Source organism: Inquilinus sp. YAF38, assembly GCF_052113205.1.
Lineage (GTDB): Bacteria > Pseudomonadota > Alphaproteobacteria > DSM-16000 > Inquilinaceae > Inquilinus.
Map to the genome: position 1 here is coordinate 143,586 of NZ_JBFRCU010000002.1, position 21,192 is coordinate 164,777.

The 21,192-nt window shown below is 65.5% G+C and carries 20 protein-coding genes; 8 read left to right on the forward strand and 12 right to left on the reverse strand.

Annotated elements, in window-relative coordinates:
• Positions 1-12 precede the first annotated feature (12 nt).
• The 4 genes from AB4Z01_RS01570 to AB4Z01_RS01585 form a co-directional block, all read right to left on the reverse strand.
• Complete coding sequence (locus AB4Z01_RS01570; protein WP_441689798.1) at positions 13-705, reverse strand: response regulator transcription factor; 693 nt, start codon at positions 703-705, stop codon at positions 13-15.
• Positions 706-1,392: 687 nt separating this feature from the next.
• Positions 1,393-1,917, reverse strand: coding sequence for a hypothetical protein (locus tag AB4Z01_RS01575; protein ID WP_441689799.1), 525 nt, complete (start codon positions 1,915-1,917; stop codon positions 1,393-1,395).
• A 75-nt stretch (positions 1,918-1,992) separates the two neighbouring features.
• Entirely contained in the window at positions 1,993-2,643 is a 651-nt protein-coding gene (locus AB4Z01_RS01580; RefSeq protein ID WP_441689800.1) for an isochorismatase family cysteine hydrolase, read from the reverse strand.
• Positions 2,644-2,713: 70 nt separating this feature from the next.
• On the reverse strand, positions 2,714-3,742 hold the full coding sequence (locus tag AB4Z01_RS01585) for an alpha/beta fold hydrolase (protein WP_441689802.1): 1,029 nt from the start codon (positions 3,740-3,742) through the stop codon (positions 2,714-2,716).
• A gap of 346 nt (positions 3,743-4,088) precedes the next feature.
• On the opposite strand from AB4Z01_RS01585, the gene AB4Z01_RS01590 reads away from it, so the two are divergent.
• From AB4Z01_RS01590 to AB4Z01_RS01600, 3 genes are all read left to right on the forward strand, one after another.
• Positions 4,089-5,042 (forward strand): alpha/beta hydrolase, encoded by a 954-nt coding sequence (locus AB4Z01_RS01590; protein WP_441689804.1) that lies wholly within the window; start codon positions 4,089-4,091, stop codon positions 5,040-5,042.
• A gap of 59 nt (positions 5,043-5,101) precedes the next feature.
• Positions 5,102-5,938 carry a response regulator transcription factor gene (locus AB4Z01_RS01595; protein WP_441689806.1) on the forward strand — a complete coding sequence of 279 codons (837 nt, stop codon included), beginning with the start codon at positions 5,102-5,104 and terminating at the stop codon, positions 5,936-5,938.
• A gap of 68 nt (positions 5,939-6,006) precedes the next feature.
• The gene (locus AB4Z01_RS01600) at positions 6,007-6,462 is read left to right on the forward strand and encodes a hypothetical protein (RefSeq protein ID WP_441689807.1); all 456 of its coding nucleotides are present in this window, start codon (positions 6,007-6,009) and stop codon (positions 6,460-6,462) included.
• A gap of 51 nt (positions 6,463-6,513) precedes the next feature.
• Here AB4Z01_RS01600 and AB4Z01_RS01605 read toward each other — a convergent pair whose 3' ends face one another.
• The 3 genes from AB4Z01_RS01605 to AB4Z01_RS01615 all read right to left on the reverse strand — a co-directional run bounded on the left by AB4Z01_RS01605 (position 6,514) and on the right by AB4Z01_RS01615 (position 9,909).
• The gene (locus AB4Z01_RS01605) at positions 6,514-7,419 is read right to left on the reverse strand and encodes a carbohydrate ABC transporter permease (protein WP_441689809.1); all 906 of its coding nucleotides are present in this window, start codon (positions 7,417-7,419) and stop codon (positions 6,514-6,516) included.
• 19 nt (positions 7,420-7,438) lie between these two features.
• The gene (locus AB4Z01_RS01610) at positions 7,439-8,389 is read right to left on the reverse strand and encodes a carbohydrate ABC transporter permease (RefSeq protein WP_441689811.1); all 951 of its coding nucleotides are present in this window, start codon (positions 8,387-8,389) and stop codon (positions 7,439-7,441) included.
• Between the two features lie 146 nt (positions 8,390-8,535).
• Entirely contained in the window at positions 8,536-9,909 is a 1,374-nt protein-coding gene (locus AB4Z01_RS01615; RefSeq protein ID WP_441689812.1) for an ABC transporter substrate-binding protein, read from the reverse strand.
• A 222-nt stretch (positions 9,910-10,131) separates the two neighbouring features.
• Here AB4Z01_RS01615 and AB4Z01_RS01620 point away from each other — a divergent pair, with 222 nt between their 5' ends.
• Complete coding sequence (locus AB4Z01_RS01620) at positions 10,132-13,002, forward strand: ATP-binding protein (RefSeq protein WP_441689814.1); 2,871 nt, start codon at positions 10,132-10,134, stop codon at positions 13,000-13,002.
• A gap of 23 nt (positions 13,003-13,025) precedes the next feature.
• Here AB4Z01_RS01620 and AB4Z01_RS01625 read toward each other — a convergent pair whose 3' ends face one another.
• The 5 genes from AB4Z01_RS01625 to AB4Z01_RS01645 form a co-directional block, all read right to left on the reverse strand.
• Positions 13,026-13,748: an SDR family NAD(P)-dependent oxidoreductase gene (locus AB4Z01_RS01625; RefSeq protein WP_441689816.1), complete on the reverse strand. Its 723-nt coding sequence runs from the start codon at positions 13,746-13,748 to the stop codon at positions 13,026-13,028.
• A gap of 1 nt (position 13,749) precedes the next feature.
• Positions 13,750-14,319 (reverse strand): VOC family protein, encoded by a 570-nt coding sequence (locus AB4Z01_RS01630; RefSeq protein ID WP_441689818.1) that lies wholly within the window; start codon positions 14,317-14,319, stop codon positions 13,750-13,752.
• 174 nt (positions 14,320-14,493) lie between these two features.
• Positions 14,494-15,879: a carbohydrate porin gene (locus AB4Z01_RS01635; RefSeq protein ID WP_441689820.1), complete on the reverse strand. Its 1,386-nt coding sequence runs from the start codon at positions 15,877-15,879 to the stop codon at positions 14,494-14,496.
• Positions 15,806-16,468 (reverse strand): VOC family protein, encoded by a 663-nt coding sequence (locus AB4Z01_RS01640; protein WP_441689821.1) that lies wholly within the window; start codon positions 16,466-16,468, stop codon positions 15,806-15,808. Before AB4Z01_RS01640 ends, AB4Z01_RS01635 begins: the two co-directional genes overlap by 74 nt.
• A gap of 25 nt (positions 16,469-16,493) precedes the next feature.
• Complete coding sequence (locus AB4Z01_RS01645; protein ID WP_441689822.1) at positions 16,494-17,333, reverse strand: enoyl-CoA hydratase/isomerase family protein; 840 nt, start codon at positions 17,331-17,333, stop codon at positions 16,494-16,496.
• Positions 17,334-17,555: 222 nt separating this feature from the next.
• Between AB4Z01_RS01645 and AB4Z01_RS01650 the strand changes: the two genes are divergently transcribed.
• The 4 genes from AB4Z01_RS01650 to AB4Z01_RS01665 are packed head-to-tail and all read left to right on the forward strand — an operon-like array spanning position 17,556 to position 21,047.
• Positions 17,556-18,851, forward strand: a complete 1,296-nt coding sequence (locus AB4Z01_RS01650; RefSeq protein ID WP_441689824.1) for an epoxide hydrolase family protein — start codon at positions 17,556-17,558, stop codon at positions 18,849-18,851.
• A 49-nt stretch (positions 18,852-18,900) separates the two neighbouring features.
• Entirely contained in the window at positions 18,901-19,626 is a 726-nt protein-coding gene (locus AB4Z01_RS01655) for an SDR family NAD(P)-dependent oxidoreductase (RefSeq protein ID WP_441689826.1), read from the forward strand.
• Positions 19,627-19,652: 26 nt separating this feature from the next.
• Positions 19,653-20,108, forward strand: coding sequence for a RidA family protein (locus AB4Z01_RS01660; RefSeq protein ID WP_441689828.1), 456 nt, complete (start codon positions 19,653-19,655; stop codon positions 20,106-20,108).
• A 30-nt stretch (positions 20,109-20,138) separates the two neighbouring features.
• Complete coding sequence (locus AB4Z01_RS01665) at positions 20,139-21,047, forward strand: alpha/beta fold hydrolase (RefSeq protein WP_441689829.1); 909 nt, start codon at positions 20,139-20,141, stop codon at positions 21,045-21,047.
• The last annotated feature ends 145 nt before the right edge of the window (positions 21,048-21,192 follow it).

The window sequence follows — 21,192 nt, forward strand, 5'->3', positions numbered from 1 at the left end:
CCGCCACCCACGTCACGCCGCCTGCCTCTCGCGCATCTCGGCCGGCAGCACCTCCCAGACGCGAACGACCTCGCCGACCGAGGTCAGCTGCATCTTGCGCATGGCGTTGCTGCGGTGGAGCTTGACGGTGACCTCGCTGATGCCGAGGTCGTAGGCGATCTGCTTGTTCAGGCGCCCCAACGCCACGGCGCACATCACCTGCCGCTCGCGCAGGGTCAGGGTCTTGTAGCGGTCGGCATGCAGCCGGGCGATCCGGGCCTTGGTGCGCTGTGCGGCATCAATCGCGACGCCCGCAAACACGGCGTCCAGCAGCGTCTGGTCGCGCACCGGCTTGGTGAGGAAATCCACGGCGCCGGCCTTCATCGCCTGGACCGTCATCGGAATATCGCCATGACCGGTCAGGAAAATGATCGGCTTGGGATCGCCGTTCTGGCCGAGAATCCGCTGCAGATCGAGACCGCTCGCCCCCGGCATCCGTACGTCGAGGATCATGCAACCGGGGCTGTCCAATACGTCGGCGTCGAGGAATTCGCGGGCTGACGCGAAGCAGACCGGCTGGAGACCCGCCGACAGGATCAGCTCCGACAGCCCCTCCCGAACGCATTCCTGATCATCGACGATGATGACGAGCGCTTGGTCCGCCGCGCTCCTTCGCTGCGACGGCAACGATGCCGACCTCCGTGGGAGCGGCTGGTCGAGTTGCATGATCACCCTCCATGTCTCGGTTGCGTGAAGCGCCGCTGACGGCCGCAAGCAGGCCCCCTTCTGGGGCTGGCGCATCAGACCTGTTTCGCGCAGAGGCCGGGCCGAGCGCGGTTCGACGCCGAGGGGCTGGCAGCTTCCGGGCGCGAGATGGCCACCTCCGTCGAGTTGGTTCTCGTAGATCAGCTTCAGATACGTGCTCGACCAGCTTGTCTGCTGCGTACACTTTGACGCTGATCCACGGGACCCAGCCAGTTAGGACTCGTTAAGCGATGTTAATCGGCATGGTCAAAGCGTCCGCCGCGCGCGAATGCGCCCATCAACGGTGCGAGGATCAGGTCGCCGGAAGCGGCGCCGACCCGGCCATAGGAAGCAGAGGACCGATACTTTCATATGATTTAGGGGCAGCCAGGGATCGACTACTCTCTGCTTCGCCGCTGTTCCTCCCCCCGAACGCGGCACGTGGCCCAGCCTTCATTCCCCCCATGAAGCGGCCACAACCTCGAGGCGCTGTCGTTAGCCCAGCAGCGCTGGCGGCCCGGCCACACGAGTTGAAGCCTCGCCTGCGGCCGGGCCGCATTTCTTTTGCGCTCTGTCGAACCGCTCGCTGCCGCTCGTGAGCCAGAGCAAAAACGGCCCAGGGCTTGCTGGATCCCCGGGCCGCCACGGTGTTCCGGCGCCGGCGGAACGCTAGCTGTTGAGCGCGGCGCGCTCGATGCTGGCGGCGAAGAGCGGCGTTTCCGACTTGTTGTGATAGATCGACATCGGCTGGCGCTGGGCTTTGAAGACGTCGAAGGGGATGCCCTGCCGGCCGAGGAACTCCATGAACTCCGGCGTCGCGCGAGACCGGACCCGATTGGTGAACTCGCATCTTTCCCTGTCGATCGCCTTCACGCTCAGCTCCCAGCGGATGTGGATGGTCGTCCGGCCGGTCGGGGTGAAGACGTCGGAAACCGATTCCAGGATCAGATGGTCTTTCTCGCCGAGCGTCTCGACATAGTGCTGGACCATCAGGCTTCCGCCGATGATCTCGACATTGATCGACATGCGCTTTCCATCCGGCGCCGTGGTGAAACCTGCCGCGATATGCGCCGGTGAACAGCCCTGGTAGTCCTTATCGGCCAGCGTGAAGCACCATTTGGGAATGTCGATCTTCTCGATCGGCGCATCGATGATCGCGGTAAAGCTCGAGTCGACGATCTCGTTATCGTCCATGTCTGTCTCCTTTCGATGAGTGTCGGGCCGCGGCTACGGTCCTGCCGCTGGGCGGCGCGCGTGCCGGACGAGCGATCAGGCAGTCTTGGCGAGCGGCTCGGACGGTCCGGGCAAGGCTGCGATCACCTCCGCCGCCGTCAGGACGGCGTGGGCGAAGGTCGGCCCGTTCAGCTCATGCGCGGCATGCATCATGTCGTGGGAGAAGGCGGCGGTCGCGTCGCGCACCAGGGTCACGTGATAGCCAAGCTCCATGGCGAAGCGGCCGGTGGATTCGATGCAGGTGTTGGCCAGGAGCCCGACCAGGATCACATGGGTGATCCCCTTCTGCTTCAGCCGGAAATCCAGGTCGGTGTTGGCGAAGCCGCTCTGGCCCCAATGCTCCTTGACGACGATGTCGCCCGGCTGCGGCGCGAAGTCCGGATGCCAGTCGCCGCCCCATTCGCCGCGGGCGAAGCTGTGGCGATGCATGATCGCCCGCTGGGTCGGATTGGGGTGGCCCCAATCCTCATAGTCGCCCGGCTCCCACCGCCGGTGCGGCACGATCACCACCTGGATCCCCGCCGCACGGGCCGCGCCGCTCACCCGGCGCAGATTGTCGAGAAGCCCGTTCTCATCCGCGACCTCCTTGACGCGCGGATAGATCTTCCCGCCTTCGGACAGGAAGTCATTGTAGGGGTCGACGAAGAGAAGCGCTGTCCTCTCATGCGGATAGACGATGTCGGCCATGGGTCACCTCCTTGGGCCGCAGCGCGGCCTGCTGTACGTGATCTGTATTCCTCGGGTTGGCGGCCGCCGGTCAGGCCTCGGCCACATCGATGACCGCCTGGGCAAAGGCCCGCGGTGCTTCCTGTGGCAGGTTGTGGCCGATCCCGCCGGTCAGCGTCCGGTGCTCGTAGGGGCCGGAGAATTTCTGGCGGTACGCCGCGGGTTCGGGATGCGGCGCGCCGTTGGCGTCGCCTTCCAGGGTGATCGTCGGAACGCCGATCACCGGCGCTTCCGCCAGCCGCCGTTCGAGATCGTCGTACCGCGCCTCGCCCTCGGCCAAACCCAGCCGCCAGCGGTAGTTGTGAATCACGATCGCGACATGATCCGGGTTGTCGAAGGCGGCGGCGCTGCGATCGAAGGTGGCGTCGTCGAAGGCCCATTTCGGCGATGCGAGCTGCCAGATGAGCCGCGCGAAGTCGCGCCGGTACTGCTCATAGCCGGCCCGGCCGCGTTCGGTGGCGAAATAATATTGATACCACCACTGCAGCTCGGCCTTCGGCGGCAAGGGCATTCCGCCGGCCTTCTGACTGCCGATCAGATAGCCGCTGACCGAGACCAGGGCCTTGCAGCGCTCCGGGCAGAGGGCGGCGATGATATCCGCCGTCCGCGCGCCCCAATCGAACCCGGCGATCGTCGCCGTCTCGATCTTGAGGGCGTCCATCAGGGCAAGGATGTCGACGGCGATCGCCGACTGCTGGCCGTTGCGAGCGGTCGCGCCGGACAGGAAGCGCGTCGTGCCGTGGCCGCGCAGATACGGCACGATCACGCGATGGCCGGCGGATGCGAGCAAGGGCGCGACATCGGCATAGCTGTGGATGTCGTAAGGCCAGCCGTGCAGGAGCAGGACCGGTGCTCCGTCAGCCGGGCCGGCCTCGGCATATCCGACGTTCAGCACGCCGGCATCGACTTGCTTCAGCGCGGCGAAGGACGCGCCCGATCCTGCGGACTGGGCGCGCGCGGCGATCGTGCCCAGTGGAGCAGCGGCGAGGGCGAGCGCGGCGGCGCCAAGCAAATGGCGACGCTGCCGGTCGATCGTTTCGGATGAGCTGATGATGTCCATGAGGGATGCGACCTTTGCAGAGAGCCGGGAAGGAGCGGATGCTCCGCCGCCCGACCGGCACCGGCCCGGCGCCGGATGGGAATGCTCAGATCCTGATGCCGACCCGCAGGCGCTGCCCAGTTAGTCCTCGTTAAAGGGGGTTAACCGCAGTGGTCGATGCAGCGACCTCGCACGAGCGCAGCTTTTCGGCGCTGCGACAAGGGCTGCGGCGGCGGATCCGTTGGGCGCGACACCCAACCCTCGGATTTACCAGTCTTAACTCGAACCGATGGTCGAACAGGCGCAGCATTTCTTCGGTCGAGGCGCCTTCGTGGCCAACCTCAGATGCGCGAGCCGAGGTCACAGAATGAACGACGCAGGTTGGGTTCTCGAGCCGATAACGCAGGACTTTCTCGATACGGTCGGCGAGAACCCCGATCTGTGCCGCCGATCGCCCGAGGAAGCGCGCCAAGCGCTGGTCCGGATTCAAGCTGGCGCCGTCGGGCGGCCCTCTGCTCAGATCGAGGACACGACCTTTCCGGTCGGGCCGACCGGATCCGTGGTCGTCAGGATCTTCCGGCCCAGCGATACGCAGCGACTCTTACCCGTCATCGTCTACATCCATGGCGGCGGTTGGTGCCTCGGGGACGCCGATACTCACGATCGGATCGTGCGAGAGCTGGCCGTTGCCGCGAGCGCGGCGCTGTTCTTCGTGGAATACGACCGCTCACCCGAAGCACGCTATCCGGTCGCTCTGGAGCAGATCTATGCCGTCACCGCTCATGTTGCCGCGCATGGCGAGAGCCTTGGCGTGGACCCGACCAGGCTCGCGGTCGTCGGCGACGGCGCGGGCGGCAACATGGCCGCCGCCGTCACTCTGCTGGCGATGCAACGCCGTGGGCCCAAGATCGATCTGCAGGTCCTGTTCTATCCGATCACGGATGCCGATTTCGCCACATCCTCGTACCAGACCTTCGCGAATGGGCCGTGGCTGACGAAAAATGCCATGGAACGATTCTGGGATGCCTATCTCCCGGATGTCGCCTCACGAAACGAGATCACCGCCGCGCCCCTGCGGGCCTCCATCGACCAATTGCGGGGCTTGCCCGATGCGCTGGTCATCATCGCGGAGAACGATGTGCTCCGCGACGAGGGCGAAGGCTATGCCCGCCAGCTCCTTCGTGCCGGCGTCAGGGTGACCTCGGTCCGCTACAACGGCACCGTTCACGGGTTCGTCATGCTGAACGCGCTGGCCGACACGCCGGCAACGCGAAGCGCCATCGCCCAGGCGGTCGCCGCCCTGCGCTCTGTCCTGGATTGAAGCCCGGCCGTCAGTCGGGACAGCCGAGACGCACGAGCAATAAATCAGAGGAGGGACACATGATCTCACATTCATATCACAGTGCGTCCGCCCAGATCCGCTGCAGCCCTCTCCCGGAGATCGGCCTTGCGCGGAGCAGAGCCACTGAGCCGGCTCGCATCGACTTCCTGGAACGCGGGAAGCTGCTTGATCTGGGCTTGGGTCGCGGCATGCCAGCGAGCCGCATCGTCGCGAGCGCTCCGCCGTCGTCGGATGCCGACCGGACGCCGACCGTCTTCATCGTCGACAATGACATGGCCGCCCGCGAGTCTCTTGCCGATCTCATCCGGATTTCGGGCTGGCGGGCGGAGGCTTTCGGATCTGCATTCGGGTTCCTGGAGCGGCCCCATATCTCGGTCCCGAGCTGCGTTGTCCTGGATCTTCGCCTTCCCGACCTGAGCGGTCTCGAGCTTCAGAGACGCATCAAGGCGGAGCGCAGCGAAATGCCGGTCATCTTCCTGACCGGCTACAGCGACGTCCCGATCGCGGTCCAGGCCATGAAAGCCGGCGCGGCCGAGTTCTTCATGAAGCCGTTCGACGACGAGGAGCTCCTGACGGCGATCGGTCGCGCTCTCGAAGCCAGCAGGACTGGGCTGGAGCATGAAGCGGAACTGCTCGCCCTCCGAAGGCGTCACGAGTCGCTCAGCGGTCGCGAGCAGGAGGTCTTGGCGCTGGTCGTCACCGGGCTCCTCAACAAGCAGGTCGGCTTCGAGCTGGGCATCAGCGAAATCACCGTGAAGGCCCATCGCGGCAGGGTCATGCGCAAGATGGAGGCGAATTCCCTGGCCGACCTGATCGCGATGGCGACGAAGCTCAGCCTTCGACCGCCCTTCAGAAGCAATCGCCTATGCGCATAGACCCGTTCCGGCGAGTTGCGTGCTCCCGCCGGCGAGCGGCAATCTGATCCGGATTCGAGGAGCGGACCATGCAGCACAGACTCTCCGGCTCCGGCAAGCTGCCCATGGCAGCCGCTATCGGGCTTGCGATGGGTGCGGGTATTGTCGGTGCGGCCGGGCCGGGACTGGGCCAGAACCCGGCAGACCGACCGAGTGCGACGCCGGCCACCGGCGTCGACGTCGACACGTTCCTGGCCGACCCGATGACGCTGCTGGGTTCACAGGTCACCCTCACCGGATGTCGTATCGCCGGTTTCATCAGCGATGCCGCGGGATGCTACGCCGAGTCAGGCCGCGGCAGAGTTTCGATCGACCCCGCGACCTTCGATCGTGCAAGCCTGCGGCAGGCACTGAAGCATTGCACCGACACCGGGCCCCTGACGGCGTGCCATATCAGCGTGTCCGGCTTCGTCGAACAGGACGCGCAGAAACGAATCCGTCTGAGAAATGCCGTGGCGATATCCGCCGACAGCGGCACACACTGAGGCCGGCTCGCGACCGACGCGGCCCACGCCCTCCCCTGCCGGGCGATCCCGCTACAGCTTCATCGCGCCTTCAGCCAAGCCCTTGAAGAACAGCCTCTGGGCGAATGCGAACGCGATGATGCCGGGCATGGTCACAATGATGTACACGGCCGCGAGGTTGGGCCAGGCCCATTGGCCTTGAYCGCCCTGAGCCACGGCCAGGACGACCGGCATCGTGCGCCTCGCCTGGTCGTCGACCAGCGTCACGCACAGCAGATACTCACCCCATGCGGCGACGAAATTGACGATGAAGATGACGACGAGGCCGTTGCGCACCATCGGCAGGCCCACCATCCAGAGCGTGCGCCAGGGACCGGCGCCGTCGACCCGCGCGGCGTCGATGATTTCATGCGGGACGAGCTGGAACATGCTGCGCATGATCAGGACGCTGATCGCCAACTGAAGGGTCACATAGGGCAGGATGAGGCCGGCAGTATCGTTGATCAGGCCGAGCCAACGCTGGGTCTCGTAGATGCTGATCAGCGACACGACGCGAACGGGGAAGTAGAGTGAGACCAGCAACAAGGCGATCACCTTGCCGGAGCCGCGCGGCCTGAGGTGGACGAGCGCATAACCGGCCGTGACCGAGCAGAACATGGTGATCAGAACTGCGCTGAACGTGACGTAGATGCTGTTGAACAGGTTGGTGGGCAACGTCGCGATGCGCTCGAACACATAAGGGTAATGGCTGAAGTCAAGCTGGCTCGGCAGGAAATCGCCGCGCATCGCATCCGGCAATGTCTTTACCGACATCAGCAGGACCCAGACCAGCGGCAGCACGATGATCAGCAGAAACAGATTGATGACCACATGCCGGACGACCGTGGCCCGCCTGCGCCTGGACCAGCCCGGCCTGGCTGTCCCGCCGGCCGTCCGCATTGCCGCGCCCGCGGCGTAATCGATGGGTTCAGGGCTCATGGGCAGCTCGATCCCACAGTCAGTCCTTGGTGCGGAAAGCCCGGAGCAGCAGCACCATGACACACATCATGGCGACGGCTCCGATCATGCCGATCGCCGCGGCGTAGCCTTGCCTCCAGAGGCCGAGCTTGAACGCCTGATCGTACATGAAGATCGTCCAGGTATAGGTTGGCGAGGCGCGGTTGAAGCCGCCGAAGATCAGATACTCATCGATGACCGCCATCGCCGTGCCGAAGCGCAGGACGACCAGCACCATCATGATCGGCGCAAGCCGCGGCCGGATGACATACCAGAAGATCTGCCACTCATTCGCCCCGTCGATGCGTGCGGCATCAGGCAGATCCTTGGGGATCGCCGCGAGGCCGGCGAGGAAGAAAATGGTGTGGTAGCCGAGGCCCCACCAGACTTCCATGATGGCGATCGAGGGCAGCGTCAGCGGCGTCCCGCCCAGCMACTGCGGCGCATCGTGCAGGGTGAACAGCCCGAGCGTATCGACAAGGAAGTGATTAATCGGGCCTGCTTGGTAATTGTACATCCACTTCCATAAGACGAATATCAGCGTGCTCGGGATGACGGCTGGAATCAACAAGACGACGCGATAGAAGGTCGCCAGGCGAGGGCTCGACACCCGGTCGACGAGGATTGCCAGGAGGAGCGGGAGGATGATCGTTCCAGGCAGGAACATGACGGTGAACAGAGCCGCACGCCCGAGACCGGACCACAGCAAGGGGTCCTGCAGGGCATCGCCATAGTTCTTCAGCCAGACCCAATTGGCGGGCTGGTCGGACAGGACCTGATAGTCGGTGAAGCTGATCCAGAGCACGCGCAGGATCGGATAGAGCTGATACAGGGCGAAGAACGCCAAGGCCGGCAGCAGGAACAGCCACGCGCCGGCCGCTCGGCGAAGCTGCACCGCGTGGCGGTGCAAGGCAGTCGCCGTTGCCGAAGGGGACGGGATCGTCTCTTCCATGCCATCGAACCTGTTGGAACTCTGCGCACACATCCGCGAGGCTGCGACCCCTGGAGCCACAGCCTTCGCCGACCTGTCCGGCAATATGCACGACGATTACCCTGGAGCGACATGTCGCGTTCGGCGACTTGGCCGCCGGCCGTGCGTCAGCCCTTCTTCACCTCGGCGTTGACTGCCTCGGCGACCTTCTGCATGGCCACTCTCGGGTCCGCCTCCTCGCCCTTGAGGTAGCTCTCCCAGATCGGCTTGCCGATGACGAACTGCTGCAGCCCGAACAGGTGATTGTTGATCGCCTTGGCCCTGTCGAGCTGGTCCCGCACCAAACCCACGAAGTTCGGCATCCAGTCGGGCTTGCTGGCCTGCCATTCGGCGTAGATCGATTTGTATGGCGGCAGCTGCCCCGGATGGCCGCTCGCCGTCCCCATGATCGAGTCTTTCCAGATCTGCCTGTCATAGGTCAGGGCCTTGACGTATTCCGCCGCCTTGTCCTTGTTCTGGCCGTACTTGAACAATGCGCAGCCGGTCGTCCAGAACACCGTCGAGCCTTCGCCATTGGCAAATCTGGGCAACGGACCGAGGTGCAACGCCTTCGGGTCGTCCCAGTTCGCCGCCATCCGCAACGGCGCATTAAAATACTTGAAATAGAGGCCGACGCGCTGCGCGGCGAACGCGACCTCGTCAGGGGTGCCGTTGACGCCGGCGTCCGATGTGCCTTCCAGCAGGACATCGGGATTCGCGAGCTGCATGATCTGCTTCATCAGCTTCAGCGCCTCGATCGCAGGCTCGCTGGTGAAGTCGAAAAGTCCGTCCGGCGTATAGACATGGGTGCTCAAGCTGTGCGCGATCGGAGCCAGCGAGCGCCAGCCATGACAGTCGAACGTGGCCCCCCAGGGGGCAGCCTTCTTGTCCATGATCATTTTGGCCGCGGAGAGAAAATCATCCCATGTCGGCGGCGCCGCATCGGCCAGTCCCGCGGCGCTCGTCAGGCCGGAATGCCAGCCCGTGCCGATCACATCCAGAAGGAACGGCCAGCTGTAGAGCTTGCCGTCGATCGTGCATTCCTCGCGGATCGAGGGGAGGAGATCATCGATCACCTCCTTCGGGATGTAGTTGTCCCAGGGTTCGATCACATCGGCCTTGACGAAGGCGGACATCTCGACGAAGGGCGTCTGCCCGACATAGACGTCCCAGGAGCTTTCCTTGTTTTTCGCCTCGGCGACGAAGCGTTCGATACCGAACCCCTCGACCGGCGCGATCTGGTAGTTGATCCCCGGAAACTTCTCGTTCACCGCCGGGATCCCGGGGTGGAGGTCCTGGATCCATTGGTAGATCGTCGGCGTCAGCGGGCGGTCCGCCGCATAGGCTGCGCCGCTGCCCATCCTCGCGATGGCTCCGACACCGGCCAAGCCGAGCCCGGCCGTCACGCTTTGCGTGATGAAGTCGCGCCGGTTGATATTGTTTAAGTACTGAGGAGTAAATTCCACCCCCCGAAGGAATGTCTGCCCCTTCCGGAATGCCATTTGGTGCCTCCCAGACCTGTCTTTTGTCCAACATTAAAATATTCCACGATTCCGGGGTCGGAGGCAATGCAGGCCCTCGCCCCTCAGATCGTCAGCACCGGGCGTTGACCGTGCCCGTCGATCGCGGGACGATACGCATGAGGCCGGCCAGGACAAAGCCCGCACGGCTTGAATCGGGCGTCTTGCAAGCGCCGTCAGACTCACGAGCCGAAGGGGCGACGAGTGACCGGGTACGAGGCTGGGAAGCCGAGCGAAATCTCCTTTGGCGCCTTCCGGCTGCTTCCCGCGCAACGGCTGCTGCTCGAGGGTGACCAACCCGTCCACCTCGGCAGCCGTGCCCGCGACATCCTCGTGGCTCTTCTCGAGCGGCCCGGCCAGATCCTGAGCAAGCAGGAGTTGCTCGACCGCGTATGGCCCAACACCTTCGTGGAAGAAGGCAATCTGAAGGTCCACGTCGCCGCCCTGCGCCGCGCCCTCGGCGACGGACAGGCCGGGAAGCGCTTCATCGCCAACATCCCCGGCCGCGGCTACAGCTTCGTGGCGCCTGTCCATCACGGCCCGGTGCTCGGCGGCGTCGACCCGCAGATCGAGAAGATCGAGGCGCGGCAGGATCTGCCGATGCCGCTCACGCGCATGGTCGGCCGTTCCGACACTGTGGCCGCCCTGTCCGCCCAGATCACCCGCCAGCGCTTCGTCACCATCGTCGGCTCCGGCGGTATCGGCAAGACGACCGTCGCGGTGGCCGTCGCCGATACCCTGGCCGGCACCTTCGAGGACGGTGTCCGCTTCGTCGACCTCGCCCCTCTGTCCGATCCGCTGCTGGCGCCAGGCGCACTGGCAACCGTCCTCGGAGTCGGCGTGGGTTCGGAACAGCCGCTGTCGACGGTAATCGCCTTCCTGCGGGAAAAGCACCTGCTGATCGTGCTCGACAACTGCGAGCACCTTGTCGAGGCCGCCGCAAGGATGGCGGAAGATGTTCTGAAGGGAGCCCCGAGGGTCCATATCCTGGCGACAAGCCGGGAAGCCCTGCGCTCCGAAGGCGAGCGCGTACACCGGCTCGCGCCGTTGGCCTTTCCGCAGAGCGGCACCGAGCTCACCGCCGCCGAGGCCCTGGCATTTCCCTCGGTGCAGCTGTTCGTCGAGCGTGCCGCCGCATGTCTCGATGCTTTCGAGCTGGGCGACCCTGAGGCACCGCTGGTCGCCGAGATATGCCGCCGTCTCGACGGTATCGCTCTGGCCATCGAGATCGTGGCGGGGCGCGTCGACACCTTCGGTGTCGCCGGGCTCGCGGCCCGGCTCGACGAACGCTTCAGCCTGTTGCTGCGCGGTCGCCGCACCGCCCTGCCCCGCCATCAGACCCTGCACACCACGCTCGACTGGAGCTATGCCCTGCTGCCGGAGTTGCAGCAGGTCGTCCTGCGTCGCCTGGCCGTGTTTGCCGGCATGTTCACGATGGAATCGGCAAGCGCCGTCCTGGCCGACAGCGATACCCCTCCATCCGAGATCGTCGATGCGATCGCCGATCTGATCGCCAAATCGTTGGTCACGGCCAGCCTGGATGCGGCCGTGGCGCTTTACCGCCTGCTCGACACCACCCGAGCCTATGCGCTGGTCAAGCTCGACGAATGCGGCGAAAGAGACCGGTTTGCCCGGCGCCACGCCGAGCACTATCGGGCTTTGCTCGAACAGGCCTATGGGGAATGGGAGCGCGAGCCCGCAACCGATTGGCTCCCACGTTACCGGCACAACATCGACAATGTCAGAGCCGCGCTCGACTGGACCTTTTCGCCCATCGGCGATGTGGCAACGGGCGTCGCATTGACGGTCCTCGCCATCCCGCTCTGGTTTCATCTTTCGCTCACCAGTGAGTGCGAGGAACGGGTCGACCGCGCCCTGGCCGCGCCCGAGACCAGCCGGACTCTGGACCAGGAGATGCGCCTGCGCGCGGCGCGCGCCTGGTCCTTGATGCAGACGAAGGGTCTGGGGACGGAGACCTTGGCTGCATGGAACCGGGCTCTCGAAACTTCCGAGCGGCAGGAGAATGGCGATTACCAGTTGCGGGCCCTGTGGGGCCTGTGGGCCGGCTTGCTGAACAAGGGCGAGTTCCGCGAGGCCCTGGCGCTCGCGAGGAGGTTTTCCGAGCTTGCCGCCGGCGCCGGCGACAAGCTCGGCATCCTGGTGGGAGACCGGATGGTCGGCTACATCCTGCATGTCCTGGGCGACCAGGCCGAGGCGCGGCACACCATCGAACGCATGCTGAGCAGATACGAGGTTCCGGTCATCGGCGCCCAGATGATCCGCTTTGTTTTCGACCAACGCGCAATGGCCCGGTGCTTTCTTGCCCGGATTCTGTGGCTGCAGGGCCGGCCGAAGCAGGCCGTGCTCCTGGTCAAGAGCATCGTCGACGGCGCCGCCTCTGGGAACGATACCCTCACCCTGTGCCAAGTCCTGGTCCACGCCGCGTGCCCCGTGGCCCTGTTCGTCGGCGATCGGGCGCTGGTCGAGCGCTACGTCTCGATGCTGATCGACAATGCGGCCGAAGGGCTCGGTTTCTGGCAAGGCTGGGGCCGGTGCTTCCGAGGCGTCCTGCTCATCGAGCGCGGTGACCTCGATGGTGGGCTGGCCGAACTCGAAGCCGCCCTGGCAGAGTTCCGCGAGATCCAGTACGGCGTCTATTACATCGTCTTCCAGAGCGAGTTCGCCTCTGCCCTCGGGCGTGCCGGAAACATTGCCGAGGGGCTGGCGGCGATCGACGAAGCCCTGGCACGATCCGAACAGAATGATGAGCGATGGTATTTCGCCGAGATCCTCAGGATCAAAGGCGAGCTGATCCTGTCCTACGGCGCGCCCGATGGGCCGCGGGAGGCCGAGTTGTACTATCACCGATCGCTCGAATGGGCCCGCCGGCAGCAGACGATCGCGTGGGAGTTGCGGACCGCGACGAGCTTGGCACGGTTGTGGAAGGATCAAGGTCGGGCCCGCGAGGCGCTCGCGCTCCTGGCGCCCATCTATGATCGCTTCGCCGAAGGGCAGGATACGCACGATCTCATGGTCGCGCAGGAACTGCTGCAGGAGCTCCGGCCAAACGGCTGATGCCGTCGACACCGGTCCCGGGCTCACCATCTGTCCACTGGTTCGCGATCGACGTGCAGCACCTTGCCGGTGATCTGCGGCGCCTCGGTCAGGAAGACGACGGCATCGACGAGCTCCTTCGTCATGGAGGGGCTGTGCCTCACCGGCGGCGTCTCGAGCAGGATTTCCTGATTGGCCGTTCGAGGCGGCATGGCGTCGACGCCGGGGGCCACGATATTGACGCGAATGCCATCCCGCGCGTGCTCCATCGCGATGGTCTTGGAGGCCGCTTCAACACCGCTCGAGGTGATGATCGCGACAGACGCATTGACGCCGGGGGTTGCCTGGTCAACCGACGAGGAGGTGATGGTGACGATGCTTCCGCCGGTCCCCTGCGCCAGCATTTGCCGGACGACCAGTTGGGTGAGGTGCAGAAACCCGTCGAGGTTCGTCGCCACGAGATGGCGGTAGTCCTCGACCGTGTAGTCGATGAACGGCTTCGTGACGAAGGTCCCCGCGCCGTTGATCAACGCGTCGATTCTTCCGAAGCGCGCAACCGCGGTCTTGGCGACGATCTTGGCCGTGTCCGGATCCGCGATATCGCCGGCGACGCAGGCCAGCCGGCCCGACTGCAGGTTTCCCGCAGACCGGCCGATCTCCGAAGACGCCGCGACGACGTTGTAGCCGCGCTCGAGAAAGGTGCCGACAAGGCTCGCGCCGATCTCCTCCGAGGCGCCGGTGATGACGATCGTTCTGTCGAGATCCACTTCACCCTCCGCTTGCTGTATGCCGGACCGCAGCCACGACCTCGGGGGTGAACCGCGCATCGCCCGGTTCGATGTCTCCGGACAGTCGCGCGGTCACCTCCTGGAAGACCCAGCCATTGCCGTCCGGATCGCTGAACGAGGCATATGAGGCGTAGCTTTTCCGGTGCGGATTCGGGCCGGCGGTTACGCCCCTTCCGTCGGCATGGTGAAACACGCCGCCGGTATCGTGGAACGGCTCGCCGACCTCGACGCCACGACGGAGCAGGTCCTCGCGGGCGGCTTCGATGTCGGACACGATCAGGTGCAGCCCCTGCATCGATCCTGGCGCGGCGGCGGTGACGTTCTTGCCGAAGATGACCGAGCATTCGGATCCGGGCGGCGTGAACTGGATCACGCGGTAGTCGTCCCCGGTTGCGTGGTCGATATCGAGCCTCCAGCCCAGATCACCATAGAAGCGCTTGGCCCGATCGACGTCCGAGACGGGAATGATGACGATCTCGAGCCGCATGTCGACCTTACCTGTGCGCGGGATGTCGACTGCGGACCTGCTCCGCATCTCAAGGTTGCTCATGCCTCACTCCTTGGACAGCTTGAATGTCGACGACCGTCACTGTCGGCCGCGGGTCGTCGCGTGATCCGTCTTCAGGAACTACCGCAGAGCAGAGACATTCTCGATAATACGATGGTGTAGACGATACTTTGGTATCTGGGGCTTCATGGCACCAGCGAGCCGAGTCTGGTCGATTCAGAAGTCGATGGAGGTCTTCAGCCCGACGACCACGACGTCGTCATTGTGGCGCGTGCCTCCGGGAAGCCGCACATATTGGATGTTGGGACGCGCCATCAGCCAGCCGGTCGCCTGCAGGCCGTAATAAAGCTCGAACGCATATTCGGCGTCCTGGACGGCCACGGGGCCGAGCCCCGCCTGATTCAGCAGCTTCTGCCCTTTCGCCACGCGGTCGTTGACATGCGTGCGCCCGAACGCCAGGCCGATCTCGTCCTTCGGCCGCAGGTCGAACGGACCCTTGTAGATCAGGCCGAGCGCGATCTGGCTGTCGATCGTCGAGGTCCGCCGGTCGGCGATGGTGGCGTTGAGGAAGAGGCTCAGGCCCCGGCTGGGGTCGTGGGCATCGGGACGCGTGACCTGCTGCAGGAAGTTGATATAGGCCCCGTATCGTCCGTGGCGGTCCGCGAACGGCCGGCCGGTGAGAACCTCGGGATTGCCGTCGTCGTCCCTGAACACGTCGTTCGCGGTCGAGGTGTCGTACCAGGCGCCGAACTTGTAGCTGCCGGGAAGGCGGGCCTGTCCGAGCAGCGGGGTCCAGCCGAACTCGACCGGGATCATCACGCCGGCGGCGCCGGACGGGTTGTTCGGCAGCGCCGCCTGATCGACGTTCAGGAAGCCGGGGTTCATCTCGTAGGCGCCGGTCTGGACGTAGCCGACGCCGTCGATGTTCAGCTTCAGCCGGCTGGCCCATTGGCTGACCGGCCAGTTGTACCAGTAGTTGCCGACAATGTTGCCGGGCTGCGAACCACAGAAGGTCAGGTTCTGGAACTGGCAGGTGAAGCTGGCGAAGTCCTCGCCGACCGTCAACCGGCCGATCTTCCAGTCCAGCAGGCCGGAGAAATATTTCTGGTTGTACCAGAACTGAGTCAGCCGCCAGGTCTGGCCGCGGCCGAAGACCTCCTGGACCTGCTGAAGCGTGCCGAGATGGGCGTCATCGCTGAGGTTCCGGCCGTTGCGGTCGGTGATCGTGAGCTGGATCTTCGCATCGTGGACGCCCGCCAGGCGATCGAGATCGAAGGTGGCGCCGAACGACAGCTGGTCGGTATAGCTCAACTGGTCCCTGGTGCCGCCGGCCGGGTTGTAGGCGAGCTCGGAAGTGTAGCCGAGCTGGAGATCGACGCCGGCCTTGTCGAGATCCGTGCGGAAGGCACCCCAATCCCCGGTGAGCCGCGCGCGCCCGGCATCCTCGGCGAGCGCGGCCCCGCTTCCGGCGAGGCTCGCCAGCAGCAGCGCGCCGAAGGCCGTGCGGGCCATCCGGCACCGTCGGCGATTAGGTGGGCAGGTCGTGTCCGGCCTGCTCGCGGATGATGTACTCGGCGTACCAATCCGGCCAGTTTGCGTCATGCTGCCCGCCCGTCCGCTTCTCGTGCTCGCCGTGAGCGGCCGCCGCACGTCGCAGCGCGGCCGCAAGATCCGCCGACGAGGTGAACATGGTGTCGCCATCCACCCGCCCCGGCAAGCGCGCCGTGATCTCCTGGAAAACCCAGCCATTGCCGTCGGGATCGCTGAACGAGGCGAATGAGGCGTAGCTGCGCCGCCGCGGGTCGGGGCCCGGAACGCGGCCGTCCTGGTCCGCATGGTGGAAGATGCCGCCGGCGTCATGGAACACCTCGCTCACCTCCACGCCGCGGCTCGCGAACTCGGCGCGAGCGGCCTCGACATCGGAGACGATGAGGTGGAGCCCCTGCGCCGACCCGGGCGCCGCCGACGTCACGCCGGTGCCGAAGATGATCGAGCACGGCGAGCCTGGCGGGGTGAACTGCATCACGCGAAATCCGCCATCCGTGGCGAAATCGCCATCGAGCCTCCAGCCGAGGCCGGAATAGAAGCCCTTGGCGCGCTCGACGTCCGAAACCGGGATCACGATCACCTCGAGCTTCGTGTCGATCGCCTGCGCCCTGGCGGGCTCAACGCGCATCTGGGTATTGGTCATGGTGAGCTCCTGAGTCTGGTCTCCGTCAGCGGCCGAGCTGCCCGACGTGGTGTCCGAGCCGCGTTTCGACATCGCCCGGCTTGTGGAAGCCGCGCTCCATCAGCGCCTTGATCCGGGTCTGGGCGGCAGGGCGGGCCAGCGCCGCCATGAACGCCTCCCATTCCGGCGCGATCTCGGCGTCTGGCGGCAGGCTGGCCGCATCGACCAGGCGCTTCGTCTCGGCGATGGCTTGCTTGTCGAAGGACGCGATCCGCTGTGCCAGCGCGTCGACGAAGGCGTCGAGCTCCGCATCCGGCAGGGCGCGGTTGACATAGCCATAGCGCTCCGCGAGATCGCCCGGAATGTCATCCGCCCCGAGCAGCACTTCCAGCGCGCGGCCACGGCCCATCAGACGGGGCAGCCGGGCCATCGGCCCGCCGCCGGGGACCAGGCCGGCGCCGACCTCCCATTGCGACAGGATCGCCTTCTCGCGGCTGGCGAAGCGCATGTCGCTGGCGAGGGCGAGCTCGCTGCCCACGCCCGTCGCCCGGCCGCGGATCGACGCGATCGAGACGACAGGGGCGCGGCTCAGCCGCACCAGCATGTCGGGCAGTTGCTGCAGCCCGGTCGGGCCCGGCGGCAGGCTGAGCGTGTCCTCCGGATTCGCCAGGAAGTCGTAATGGGTCAGGAAGAAGCCCTCGATCGCACTGTCGAAGACGACGACCTTGACCTGTCCGTCACTCTCGAGCGCCGTAACGACGGCGTTCAGCTGCGCCATGTTCCCCGGCCCGAAGATGTTCAGGGGCGGCAGGTCGAAGGTGACGCGCCAATAGGCCGGCGAGCGGCGATCGACGCTGATCCGGCCGACGTCTGCGATGGCATCCATTTTCAATCTCCGATGGTCACTGGGACAATCCCGGTGTCATCGAGATGCCAGTCCTCAACGGCCCCATCCATCAAACCAAGGTATCGCCGATACCTTGGTATTATCCGGTTTCCGCCGATACTAAGGTGTCGGCGATACCAACGTGCAATCGCGTCTTCCATCGATCTCGCCCCAGTCTGTCTGACGCTTAGCTGCCAACGACATTACTGAGAGGAGCCCGCCATGTCGGAAGGTTTGTCCCCCACGCGCCGTGACGTCCTGGTGGCGTCGGCGCTGGCGAGCGTCGCCATGATGATGCCGCTGCCGGTCGGTGCGGCCACGGGCGACGCCGTCCGGCCCTTCAGCATCAGCTTCCCGCAGGAGCAGCTCGACGATCTGCGCCGCCGCGTGGCGGCAACGCGCTGGCCGGACCAGGAGACCGTCCCGGATGACACGCAAGGCGTGCAGCTGGCAACGATCCGGAAGCTCGCGGAGTATTGGGCGACGGATTACGACTGGAGCAAGATGGAGGCGCGGCTCAAGGCCCTGCCGCAGTTCGTCACCGAGATTGACGGGCTGGACATTCACTTCATCCATGTCCGCTCGAAGCACGAGAATGCCCTGCCGGTGATCGTCACCCATGGCTGGCCCGGTTCGATCATCGAGCAGCTCAAGATCATCGGGCCGCTGACCGATCCCACGGCGCATGGCGGGACCGCGTCGGATGCGTTCCATGTGGTGATCCCGTCGCTGCCGGGCTACGGCTTCTCCGGCAAGCCCACGGCGCCCGGATGGACGCCGGTCCGCATCGCGCAGGCCTGGGCGACGCTGATGCAACGGCTCGGCTACAGGAAATACGTCGCCCAGGGTGGCGATTGGGGCAATGCCGTCTCCGAGCAGATGGCGCTGCAGCAGCCACCGGGGCTGCTCGGCATCCACACCAACATGGCGGCCACCGTTCCGGCCGATGTCTCGAAGGCGCTCGCCGCCGGCGGTCCGCCGCCCGCAGGCCTCTCGCCGGACGAAAAGCGCGCCTGGGACCAGCTCGACGACTTCTACAAGAACGGGCTGGGCTACGCGATCGAGATGAACAACCGGCCGCAGACGCTGTACGGGATCGTCGACTCGCCGATCGGCCTCGCGGCGTGGATGCTCGATCATGACATCCGCAGCTACAGGCTGATCGCGCGCGTCTTCGGCGGCAAGACCGAAGGCCTGACGCGCGACGACATCCTCGACAACGTCACGCTGTACTGGCTGACCAACACCGCGATCTCTTCGGCGCGCCTGTACTGGGACAACGCGCATTTCCCGTCGGGTGGCTTCTTCGACCCGCGGGGAATCAAGATCCCGGTCGCCGTGAGCGCGTTCCCGGACGAGATCTACCAGGCGCCCAAGCGCTGGGCGGAGCAGGCGTATCCGAAGCTGATCCACTACAACAGGCCCGAGAAGGGCGGCCATTTCGCCGCCTGGGAGCAGCCGGCCGCGTTCAGCGCCGAGCTGCGCGCCGCCTTCCGGCCCCTGCGCCAGACAACCTGATCGCCACCGGCTCGCCCGAGTGCTGCCGCATCACAGTTCGGAGATGATCATGCCCGCTGACAAGACAGTGATCGTCACCGGTGCCTCGCAGGGCATCGGTGCAGGAGTTGCCAACGCCTTCCTCGACCGCGGCTACAACGTCGTCGCGACATCGCGGCAGGTCAGCCGGTCGGGGGAGATCCCCGATTCCGACCGCGTGGCCCGCGTCGACGGCGACATCGCGAATCCGGCGACGGCCCGGAACGTCGCCGAGATCGCCCTGGCCCGGTTCGGCGCGATCAACGCCCTGGTCAACAATGCCGGGATTTTCTTCACCAAGCCGTTCATCGACTACACCGTCGACGACTACCGCAAGCTCGCGTCGACGAACACCGAGGGATTCCTGCATCTCACCCAGCTCGTGGTCCGGCAGATGCTGGTGCAGAAGTCCGGCGGCAGCATCGTCAGCATCACCACGCCGCTGGTCGACCATCCAATCGCCGGCGTCGACGTCTCGGTCGCGATGATCACCAAGGGCGGCATCGAAGCCGCGTCGAAGAACATCGCGATGGAATATGCGAAGGCGGGAATCCGCGTGAACACGGTGGCGCCCGGCATTGTCGACACGCCGCTCCACAAGGACGATCCGAAGGACGTTCTCAAGACACTGTCGCCGATGGGCGTCATCTCCACCGTTCAGGATATCGTCGACGCCGTCGTCTTCCTGACCGAGGCCCCGCACATCACTGGGGAGGTGCTGCATGTCGACGGCGGCGCCCATCTGGGCCGATGGTAGCTCTCGGCACGGTGCCGGCCGCCGGCGTGGAACAGCGGCTGAAGAGCCTGGGCATCGAGCTGCCGCCGCCGCCCATACCGCTCGGCGCCTATGTCGAGGCCGTGGAGATCGGCGACCTGCTCTTCCTGAGCGGGATGCTCCCGGTCGTCGGCCGAACCCCACAATCCGTCGGGCGACTCGGCGCCGAACTGTCGATCGAGGCGGGGCGGGAGGCGGCACGGACCGCCTGTCTCAACGCATTGTCCGCGGCCAAGGCGCATCTCGGCACGCTCGACAAGGTGACCGGCGTCGCGAAGCTCGGCGTCTACATCGCGACCGCAGGCGATTTCCGGGAGCACCCGAAGGTTGCCGACGGCGCGTCGGAGATCCTCGTCAAGGCCTTCGGGATCGGGATGCTTTCGCCACGCATCGTCCTGGGCGTGGCGAGCCTGCCGCTTGGCATGCCGGTCGAAATCGAGATCATCCTGCAGGTCGGTGACTGAGCCCGGCAGGCGCATCCCCAGGAGCCCCGCATGAGTCACCCGGCCCGCTACCGCACCGTCGATGTCGACGGCCTGTCGATCTTCTACCGGGAGGCCGGCCCGACGGATGCGCCGACGGTTCTTCTGCTGCACGGCCTGCCGTCATCGTCGCGGATGTTCGAGCCGCTGCTGCAGCGGCTCTCGGACCGCTTTCACCTGGTCGCGCCGGACTATCCCGGCTTCGGCCACAGCGACGCGCCGAAGCCGAACGACTTCTCCTACACCTTCGACCACCTTGCCGACGTCATCGGCCGCTTCACCGAGAAAATCGGGCTCTCCCGGTACCATCTCTACATGCAGGATTACGGTGGGCCGGTCGGCTTCCGGCTCGCGCTCGCCCACCCGGATCGCGTCGAGAGCCTGATCATCCAGAATGCCGTGGCGCATGACGAGGGCCTGGGCAAGATCTGGGCGACCAGGCGCGCTTTCTGGGCGGACCGCGCGGCGCACGAAGCGGCCTTGCGCACCAATCTGCTGTCGCTTGAAACCACGCGCGCCCGCCATCTCGGCAGCGATCCGAGGACCGACCGCTATGACCCGGACCTTTGGACCGACGAATTCGCCTTCCTCAATCGGGAAGGCCAGGCCGACATCCAGATCGAGCTGTTTTACGACTACCGCAACAATGTCGCCTCCTATCCGGCATGGCAGGCATGGCTGCGCGAGAACCAGCCGCCAATGCTGGTGCTGTGGGGAAAATACGACCCGTCCTTCGAGCTCTCGGAGCCTGACGCCTACAAGCGCGATGTTCCTGCAGCGGAGGTCCATGTCCTGGAGGGCGGCCATTTCGCGCTCGACACCGCGGCGGACGAAATCGTCGAGCTGATGGATGCCTTCCTCAAGAAGAACCACAGCTCCCGAACGCCCAAGGCCTCTCCGAGTCTCGGAGAGTCATCTTGACCGAGTCCTACAGCATCCACCGCGCCGAGATTGATCGTGATCGATGGGTCCTGCGTTCCCGGCACCTGATCCACGACCTCCACCGGCCGTGATGCTGGGGTGGTAGCTCGTCACCACCTGGCGGCCGCTCGACGCGGCCTTCGGT

Excerpts from the sequence above, each read along its gene's own strand:
- AB4Z01_RS01570 (WP_441689798.1), bottom strand. The coding sequence starts at position 705 with ATGCAACTCGACCAGCCGCTCCCACGGAGGTCGGCATCGTTGCCGTCG.
- AB4Z01_RS01575 (WP_441689799.1), bottom strand. The coding sequence starts at position 1,917 with ATGGACGATAACGAGATCGTCGACTCGAGCTTTACCGCGATCATCGAT.
- AB4Z01_RS01580 (WP_441689800.1), bottom strand. The coding sequence starts at position 2,643 with ATGGCCGACATCGTCTATCCGCATGAGAGGACAGCGCTTCTCTTCGTC.
- AB4Z01_RS01585 (WP_441689802.1), bottom strand. The coding sequence starts at position 3,742 with ATGGACATCATCAGCTCATCCGAAACGATCGACCGGCAGCGTCGCCAT.
- AB4Z01_RS01590 (WP_441689804.1), top strand. The coding sequence starts at position 4,089 with ATGAACGACGCAGGTTGGGTTCTCGAGCCGATAACGCAGGACTTTCTC.
- AB4Z01_RS01595 (WP_441689806.1), top strand. The coding sequence starts at position 5,102 with ATGATCTCACATTCATATCACAGTGCGTCCGCCCAGATCCGCTGCAGC.
- AB4Z01_RS01600 (WP_441689807.1), top strand. The coding sequence starts at position 6,007 with ATGCAGCACAGACTCTCCGGCTCCGGCAAGCTGCCCATGGCAGCCGCT.
- AB4Z01_RS01615 (WP_441689812.1), bottom strand. The coding sequence starts at position 9,909 with ATGGCATTCCGGAAGGGGCAGACATTCCTTCGGGGGGTGGAATTTACT.
- AB4Z01_RS01630 (WP_441689818.1), bottom strand. The coding sequence starts at position 14,319 with ATGAGCAACCTTGAGATGCGGAGCAGGTCCGCAGTCGACATCCCGCGC.
- AB4Z01_RS01635 (WP_441689820.1), bottom strand. The coding sequence starts at position 15,879 with ATGACGCAAACTGGCCGGATTGGTACGCCGAGTACATCATCCGCGAGC.
- AB4Z01_RS01640 (WP_441689821.1), bottom strand. The coding sequence starts at position 16,468 with ATGACCAATACCCAGATGCGCGTTGAGCCCGCCAGGGCGCAGGCGATC.
- AB4Z01_RS01645 (WP_441689822.1), bottom strand. The coding sequence starts at position 17,333 with ATGGATGCCATCGCAGACGTCGGCCGGATCAGCGTCGATCGCCGCTCG.
- AB4Z01_RS01650 (WP_441689824.1), top strand. The coding sequence starts at position 17,556 with ATGTCGGAAGGTTTGTCCCCCACGCGCCGTGACGTCCTGGTGGCGTCG.
- AB4Z01_RS01655 (WP_441689826.1), top strand. The coding sequence starts at position 18,901 with ATGCCCGCTGACAAGACAGTGATCGTCACCGGTGCCTCGCAGGGCATC.
- AB4Z01_RS01665 (WP_441689829.1), top strand. The coding sequence starts at position 20,139 with ATGAGTCACCCGGCCCGCTACCGCACCGTCGATGTCGACGGCCTGTCG.